At 35.8% G+C, this 7727-nt stretch carries 8 protein-coding genes and 1 pseudogene; 4 read left to right on the forward strand and 5 right to left on the reverse strand.

Going from position 1 to position 7727, the window contains the following annotated elements; all coding sequences use genetic code 11:
• Positions 1-57 precede the first annotated feature (57 nt).
• A pseudogene (locus tag RHOW815_RS05590) lies at positions 58-468 on the forward strand (transposase family protein); the annotation flags it as partial.
• A 424-nt stretch (positions 469-892) separates the two neighbouring features.
• Here RHOW815_RS05590 and aroC read toward each other — a convergent pair.
• The 4 genes from aroC to aroB are packed head-to-tail and all read right to left on the reverse strand — an operon-like array spanning position 893 to position 4880.
• Complete coding sequence (gene aroC, locus RHOW815_RS05595) at positions 893-1987, reverse strand: chorismate synthase (protein WP_215217350.1); 1095 nt, start codon at positions 1985-1987, stop codon at positions 893-895.
• On the reverse strand, positions 1977-2519 hold the full coding sequence (locus RHOW815_RS05600; RefSeq protein WP_215217351.1) for a shikimate kinase: 543 nt from the start codon (positions 2517-2519) through the stop codon (positions 1977-1979). Before RHOW815_RS05600 ends, aroC begins: the two co-directional genes overlap by 11 nt.
• Positions 2516-3796: a 3-phosphoshikimate 1-carboxyvinyltransferase gene (aroA, locus tag RHOW815_RS05605; RefSeq protein WP_215217352.1), complete on the reverse strand. Its 1281-nt coding sequence runs from the start codon at positions 3794-3796 to the stop codon at positions 2516-2518. Before aroA ends, RHOW815_RS05600 begins: the two co-directional genes overlap by 4 nt.
• Positions 3771-4880, reverse strand: coding sequence for a 3-dehydroquinate synthase (aroB, locus tag RHOW815_RS05610; protein ID WP_215217353.1), 1110 nt, complete (start codon positions 4878-4880; stop codon positions 3771-3773). The genes aroA and aroB overlap by 26 nt, the downstream gene beginning before the upstream one ends.
• A gap of 45 nt (positions 4881-4925) precedes the next feature.
• Here aroB and RHOW815_RS05615 point away from each other — a divergent pair, with 45 nt between their 5' ends.
• The 3 genes from RHOW815_RS05615 to RHOW815_RS05625 all read left to right on the forward strand — a co-directional run bounded on the left by RHOW815_RS05615 (position 4926) and on the right by RHOW815_RS05625 (position 7094).
• Entirely contained in the window at positions 4926-6365 is a 1440-nt protein-coding gene (locus RHOW815_RS05615; RefSeq protein WP_215217354.1) for a type I 3-dehydroquinate dehydratase, read from the forward strand.
• Between the two features lie 85 nt (positions 6366-6450).
• Positions 6451-6684, forward strand: coding sequence for a hypothetical protein (locus RHOW815_RS05620; protein ID WP_215217355.1), 234 nt, complete (start codon positions 6451-6453; stop codon positions 6682-6684).
• The gene (locus RHOW815_RS05625; RefSeq protein ID WP_215217356.1) at positions 6681-7094 is read left to right on the forward strand and encodes a type II toxin-antitoxin system death-on-curing family toxin; all 414 of its coding nucleotides are present in this window, start codon (positions 6681-6683) and stop codon (positions 7092-7094) included. Before RHOW815_RS05620 ends, RHOW815_RS05625 begins: the two co-directional genes overlap by 4 nt.
• 37 nt (positions 7095-7131) lie before the next feature.
• On the opposite strand, the gene RHOW815_RS05630 is transcribed toward RHOW815_RS05625, so the two are convergent.
• Entirely contained in the window at positions 7132-7494 is a 363-nt protein-coding gene (locus RHOW815_RS05630) for a hypothetical protein (RefSeq protein WP_215217357.1), read from the reverse strand.
• Positions 7495-7727 lie beyond the last annotated feature (233 nt).

A 7727-nucleotide genomic window follows, 5' to 3' on the forward strand; every position in this document is an offset into this window, starting at 1 on the left:
TTCATCGCCTGCCTATTCTTTTTTTAATTCTTCTGTGCACTTCAAACTTGAAAAGACTCAGGAAAAAAGAAAAGGCATACGTTAAAAAGTCAGGTGATAGTAGACAAAAAGAGCTAGAAGGTTATTTGCACTGCATTTAGTAATGTTAAGCGTCATGACTTTCGATTATTTAAAGAATCTAAAACGAAAATCCATCCAAAGACCAAGGTAATTACGGATACAGGATATCAAGGGCTGCAAAAGATTCATTCCCATGCAAATATGCCTAAAAGAAAAAACAAGAAAAACCCTTTAACAAAACAAGATAAAAAAAATAATCAATCCCTTGCCAAAGCAAGTGTAATTAATGAAAATGTAATCGGAATGCTTAAGCGTTTTAAAATCATAGCAGATCGATATAAAAATCGACGGAAACGCTTTTGCCTAAGATTTAATCTTATAGCAGGAATCTATAATTGGGAGCTTTAAAATTCAGGTTATGCAAGAGATCTAATGAATTGAAACTTGTCGTTAATCCTATATTTTTCTATACGATTGAATCGGAACCACTATATACCTTAAGCAACAATCAGACTGCATTAAATACAGCTAGTTATTATTTGGGGAAACAGCTGCTCGAATGTATGGATTAATTCAAAAAAATTGCGCTGTACGCCTAGGAATGTAGGCATCAAGATTTCGAACGGATAAAAAAGCTAACAGATAGTTTACGTGCTTTATCTTACGATCGATTCTGCATGATCGTTCATCAAATGCTTTCAAAAGATAATCCTCGTCAGCTAGCTATTCTATTAGAAGGAGAGGTTTTTATAAAGGATGAGGATCCCTATAATGAGCTTTCATGTAGAGAAGATGCACAAATGCTAGGGGAATTTGTTTCTAATTTTTAGGGCTAGAGTCGTACGCCTCTATTAATTAGATAGGCGTCAGCCAGTACCAATGCTGTCATAGCTTCAACTACAGGTGCTGCTCTGATTGCTACACAAGGGTCGTGTCTTGATTTTTCCGAGGGAGTGAATTCCTCTTTATTCCCATCTAGGTTAACGGTCTGTTGTGTGCGAGCAATACTAGAGGTGGGTTTAAATGCTGTGCGAGTAATTAAGTAGGCTCCATTAGTAATCCCAGCTAATGTTCCTCCTGCATGGTTTGTTTGTGTGACAATCTGCCCTTTTTCAAGAGTAAATAAGTCATTGTGATCAGAGCCCCTCATTTGGGCTGCTTTAAAGCCAGAGCCGAATTCAAAACCTTTACTAGCTGGAATGGAAAGCATGGCTTTTGCTAAATTAGCTTCTAACTTTTCATAAATAGGATCGCCTAGGCCAATTGGCAGAGAAGAGGTTACACATTCAATAACTCCTCCCAATGAATCTTTATCTATTTTTACCTGATCGATTAAGGCAGACATTTTCGTGGATATTGTAAGATCGGGGCAAAATAGGGGACTAGAGTCTACTATTTTTCGTAACTGACTAAAAGAACTAGGTGTATAAGGAGAAATAGAGATTCCGCCTATTTCACAAACATAAGCAACTATTTCAATATCGATCTCTTTAAGAATTTTTTTAGCTACTGCGCCAGCTGCTACTCGACAAGCTGTTTCTCTAGCAGAAGCTCTTCCTCCTCCGCGATAGTCAAAAGCACCGTACTTTTGTAGATACGTAAAGTTTGCATGTCCAGGGCGCAATAGAAGTTTATTTGATTCATAGGGTTTAGAGTCGTGGTCTTGATTAAAAATCACTATCGAAATAGGAGAGCCTGTAGTTTTACCTTCAAAAAGACCAGAGTAGATTTCAGCACAATCCGGCTCTTTGCGGGGAGAAATATAAGGATTTTTTCCAGGGGCTCTTTTTTTAAGCTCTAAATTAATATCTTCATTGTTTAAAGGCAGCCCTGCGGGACAACCATCTATAACAACGCCAATAGCCTTACCATGAGACTCACCCCAAGTTGTAATACGTAAAAGTGTGCCAAAAGAATTACTTGCCATATTTTATCCATAGGTTTTCTAATTCACTAAAAATCTCGCTATCTTCTTTCTGATCTTCCATAATAAGCTTATAGGCGAGGATCTGTTCATAGATTAAACTCCTTTTTTTGAAAAGCAGCTCAAAAGATTCTTCTGGCTGGTTTACATCCAAAAAAATGGGCCAACAGTGTCGTTCAGCGGAAAATATTCTTTCTTGTATAATTTTTCTTTTCACCTTGAGATACACCAATTTCCCTATTTTCTTAAGAAATTGTCTATTAAAAGGATCTAAAACCAAACCTCCTCCTACTGCAATAATGCTATTTTTTACATGGGTAAGTAGAGGTAAGGTTTGCTTTTCTAATCTTCGAAAATAAACCTCTCCTTCACTCTTAAAAATTTCTCTAACAGAAATGTATTGACCTGTTTTTAATTGATATAAAGATGCAACTAGGTTATCCGTGTCGTAAAAAGCACAATGCATCCATTTAGAGAAATTTTGACCTAGGGTTGTTTTACCACAACTTTTAAATCCGTATAAGATCAGATTCATAGCTCTATTTTTGCTCCTAAGCACCTAAAATCATCGATAAAGCTAGGATAGGTTTTTGCAATGCATTCCACATCATCTATTAAACTAGTTCCTTTAGCTACCAATGCTGCAACGGATAGAGCCATAGCAATCCGATGATCTTTATGGCTATATAATTTTGCAGCTTTAAGAGAAGAGGGGTAAATGATAAGGCCATCTTCTTGTTCTTCTATGTTAGCGCCCATTTTCTTCAGTTCTTGAGTAATTGCAGAAATCCGATCTGATTCTTTATGCCTTGCAATTTGTGCATTGTATAAACGGGTTTTTCCTTCTGCAAAGCATCCAATGACAGCTAAAATTGCAATTGCATCAACAAAGTTATTCACATCAATATCTATCCCTTTTAGGTGTTTGGTTTTTTTTATAATAACCTTTTTTTTAGAAGAGTCGATTTCTATATGAGCTCCCATGGAAAGCAAGCAGTGAATAATCTGTTTATCTCCTTGATGGTCTGTTACATCAAGGTTATCTAATACAATTTCTGAAGAGGTAAGCAGCGCTGCTACGATTGGAAAAGCAGCTGAGCTCCAGTCACCAGGTACTGTATATTCAAATCCTTCATATTGAGTTTTACCTGATACCCAGTACTCTTCATGGTTGCGATGCTCAACTTTAGCCCCTAATTTCTTAAGCCAATGTAAAGTTAGGTCTACCCAGGGTTTTTCGCCAGGATTTGTTACTTGAAGATGGCTTTGTCCTTCTAGAAAACATGTGGTCATCAGTAGAGCAGAAACGGGTTGAGAGTCTCTTCCGCATAATTTTGCACTACCTGGCAATAAAGGTCCTTTTATAGAAATGGGTGCAAATCCATTTAAATACACAGAATGCGCATCTGCTTGTAAATATTGAAGAGCTGATAATAAAGCCTGAATAGGCCTTAAACAGCGGATAGAATGATCACCTGTAATCACCGTATGAGTAGGTAAAAGAGAAACAAGAGCACCGATAAAACGCAGCACTAGTCCAGAATTTCCTGCATCGATTACATTTTTTGGGGATTTAAGTTTGCGGTTAGTTCCTTCAATCCATAAAGTGGTATCTGTTTTTTGGATTTTAATACCGAGCATTTCTACAGCTTTTAGCATGGCGTATGTATCTGGGGAGGGTAAATATTTATGAATTCGGCTTATTCCTTTTCCCATTAAAGCAAAAAAAATAGCTCGCAAGGTCTGTGATTTAGAAGAGGGGATTGTAATCGATCCTTGTAGTATGCTAGGACTGATATGAAATTTTGCCATATTCAACCTCTAACCAGTTAAGTCCTTCTATTATGTGTTCCATCGGGATGGGTATAGTTGATGGAGTAACCAAGCCGATTTCTTGTAATAAAATCAAATGGTTTATACCGTTCTTTACTTTTTTATCTTTTTTTATCACCTCTAAACATAGTTCTTTCTGAAAGTCGTAAATGGCAAGAGGAAATTCATAAGAGCAAATAAGAGCTTGTATTTTAGTAAGGGAAGTATAGGAAAGAAATCCCCTTTTCCAACTCATATAACTTTCTACTAGCATTCCCATGGCCACAGCTTCTCCATGAGTCATTTGAAAATCTGTGATTTTTTCTAAAGCATGCCCTATTGTATGACCAAAGTTAAGAATAGAGCGGGTGCCTATTTGCTCTGTAAAATCACAGTTTACAATTTGGTGCTTTAGACGAATACACGTTTTAACAAGCTCCATTATCTTGCTTAAATCCTTTTGATCCAAACTATTTTCTAGTTGTAAAAACAAATCATAGGACAAGGTAACCGCATATTTAATGATTTCAGCAGTTGCATTGATCCACTCTTTTTTAGGTAAATAGCGCAGCCATTGAAAATCATAATAGATCTTACGTGGAAAATAAAAGGTACCCAAAAGATTTTTTCCGTAAGCGGTATTTATGGCATTTTTCCCACCAATTGCTGCATCTACCATAGCTAATAAAGTAGTAGGAATACAAAGTAAAGTAACACCGCGCATGTAGGTTGCTCCAATGAATCCAATAAGATCTAAGGTGACTCCACCGCCTAAGGCAATAAAGCAACTATCACGTCCAAATTCTTGTTCAAAAAGTTGATTTTCCAGCAGTTCTTTGATCTTGTGGTTCTTATTTTTCTCTCCAGATTCAAATACAAATAACTCTATAATTATTCCTTTTTGTCTTAAAAAGGATTGCCAGTTATAACCAATTAGGTTTGCTATGTTCTTATCGCAAAAAAGAGCAAATTTACCGTTAATTTGTCGAAGATCTTCTACAATTTGGCTTGAAAAGAGATTACAATCTAAAAACACCTCTGTGGTATCTTGACGCTGCAAAGATAAAGTGAAGGTTTCTAACATAATTTATTACCTTTTTTATACAGAGATTGCAATACAGAAGCTTTAATGAAAAGTAAAGAAAGTACCCTGTTATTTGGTGTAGTTACTGGACCTAAGTTAGAAATTGCAGAAGAAGAAATCCTCTCTCATTTAGATTGGATTGATGCTGTGGAATTTCGACTTGATCTATTTATAGATTTAGATTTGAGGCAACTAAGATCTCTTTTAAAGAAATTGCCTATTCCTATTTTATTTACTTTAAGAAGACAAGACCAAGGTGGGGGCTTTACCCGGTCAGAAAAAATTCGATTACAGTTCATAGAAGAGCTTTGTCAATTGCAACCAGACTTTCTCGATTTAGAATACGACGTACCAACAAGTTTTCGTAAAAAGCTCTTTTTCAATTATCCAAAGATCCATTTTATTGCTTCCTATCACAATTTTGAAAAATTTCCCAAACTAGATCCTGTATTATCTTCTCTTTTTACCCCTTATGCGCATTTTTACAAAATAGCCATTCACTGCTCTTCTTGTATAGAAGCACTTCAACTGCTTCTCTTATCTAAAAAACACACGAACCTAGCAACTATTGGATTAGGAGAAAGAGCTCAATTTACAAGGCTGATTGCACCTATTTTAGGTATGCCCCTTAGCTATGTGGCTCTTAAGCTTCAAACAGCAGCTGGGCAACTTACGTTAAAAGATTTGCAACTTTATCGTTTTTCAACCCTTAACTCTACAACTGTTATTTATGCACTCCTTGGAGATCCCATCGATATAAGTTTAAGTCCAGTTGTTCACAATACGGCCTTTGCTGCTCAAAAAAAAAATGCCCTCTATTGTAAGATTCCTTGTGATAAAAATGAGCTAACTGAGTGTTTAAGCTTGATTCAACAGCTTCCCTTTAAAGGTTTGAGTATCACAATGCCTTTAAAAGAAATAACAGCAGCAATAACCCATTCCTTACAAAAGGCTGTAAACACACTGGTTATAGATTCTGAAATAACAAGTTTTAATACCGATGGTATAGGTGCTGTACAAGCTCTAGAAAAAAAAACCGCGCTCTTTAAAAAAAAGATCGTTTTGTTTGGTGCTGGGGGCGTTGCTCAAGCTATTGCACAAAAAGCTATAGATAAAGGAGCTTTTATTACTTTTATCAATCGCACAAGAGAAAAAGCCATTCAATTAGCAAAAATATATCGATGTAGGGGAGGGGGAATAGATCTTTTCCCTCTTCATTACGATATAATTATCAATTGCACACCTAATCCTGATTGTATTCAATCGGAATGGATTTGTTCCAACTCTATAGCAATGGATACGGTTTACCAACCTCATTGGACAGGATTCTTAAAGAAAGCCTCTTTGAAAAACTGCAAGCTCATCTTTGGAAAGGAATTATTCGTTAATCAAGCGGTTCAACAGCAGAAGCTTTGGGATTCAAGCTTTTCAAAAGAAGAGCTTGAACAAGTGATTACTCAAGCAATTCATAAATCATTCATTTAGAATTATTTGAAGTTTATGGTATATATTTTGTATTGACATAAAAAGAATAATTTGCTTACAATTATGGTTTATATGGAAGGGCTCTATGATAAAAAAACTTATTCGCCATGGAAATAGCAAAGTGCTTGTCATTGACAAGGCCCTTTTACAAGCAGCTGGCCTTGATGAAGATACAGCTTTGTTTCAAATTACTATAGATCCAAGTGGTGGGCTTGTGATTCAATCAATGAAAACCGATAACGATTCTCTACACAAAAAAGCATTCAGAGAAGTCTTAGAAGAGAATGATGTTCTTATGAAAAGATTAGCAGAACGATGATTTTTATAACTCTGCAGGAAGTTATCGATGATCATGCGGAAATCATTTGTAGGTATGGAGGATTAGAAGGAATTAGGGATATGGGCTTACTAATTTCAGCGCTTGAAATGCCAAAAGCTGCAATGCTCAAAAAATACCTTCATCCAACGATCTTTGATAAAGCTGCGGCTTATTTATTTCATATCATTTGCAATCACCCATTTACAGACGGAAACAAAAGGACTGGAACCGCTACTGCATTAGCTTTTTTAAAAATCAATGGTATTTGTATTGAAATTGTAGGGAAACAGCAAATATTAGCTTTAGAAGAACTTGTCGTGCATACGGCAGAAGGTAAAACATCAAAAAAGCAAATAGCCAGTTTCTTTAAAGAGCATAGCCAAAAGAAAAATAGGCTATTAGCAAAATAGAGAATCACTCTATTTTTATGTTTTTTTACAAAAAATTTTACGAAAAACAATCATTCCTATAAGAGTTTATAGAACCAGAAAAAAGAGGGCTAAGAATTAATGCTGCTGCATTAGAAGTAAAAAAACAAACAAAAAACATCACAAAAAAAAGCCAACCTGCGGATTTTAAAAAGGGCATGCTAAGGATAACAAGTGCTGATAAAAACATTCCTAATATAAAAAGAATTTCTGGTTTAAACCGATTGATAAAGGGACGAATGAGTAGGCCTGCGCTAAGAGCGTAATAGCCTCCTGCAGCTCCAAAAAAATAGGACCAGGCAAATATATTAAGAAAAGAACATAGGAAAATGACCCTAAGTCCTTTGAAACTAAATGCCTTCTTTAATTGAGATATTCCCATTCCCCAACTAAGTTTTCTTTTAAACGTAAAATGATGGGTTTCTTTAAAAGTCTTTTCAAGTTTGAAGTGCACAGAAGAATTAAAAAAAAGAATAGGCAGGCGATGAAAGAATCTCTATTGTGATTTTTAACAATCAAATACAAAAAGAGACCTTGCCTAAAGGCTACCATCACCTAACCTATGACCAAAGATGTCAGATTTATATTTTACAAGCTAGAGGAGATACATCTAGC

The sequence above is a fragment of the Candidatus Rhabdochlamydia sp. W815 genome (assembly GCF_018642185.1).
GTDB classification, from domain to species: domain Bacteria; phylum Chlamydiota; class Chlamydiia; order Chlamydiales; family Rhabdochlamydiaceae; genus Rhabdochlamydia; species Rhabdochlamydia oedothoracis.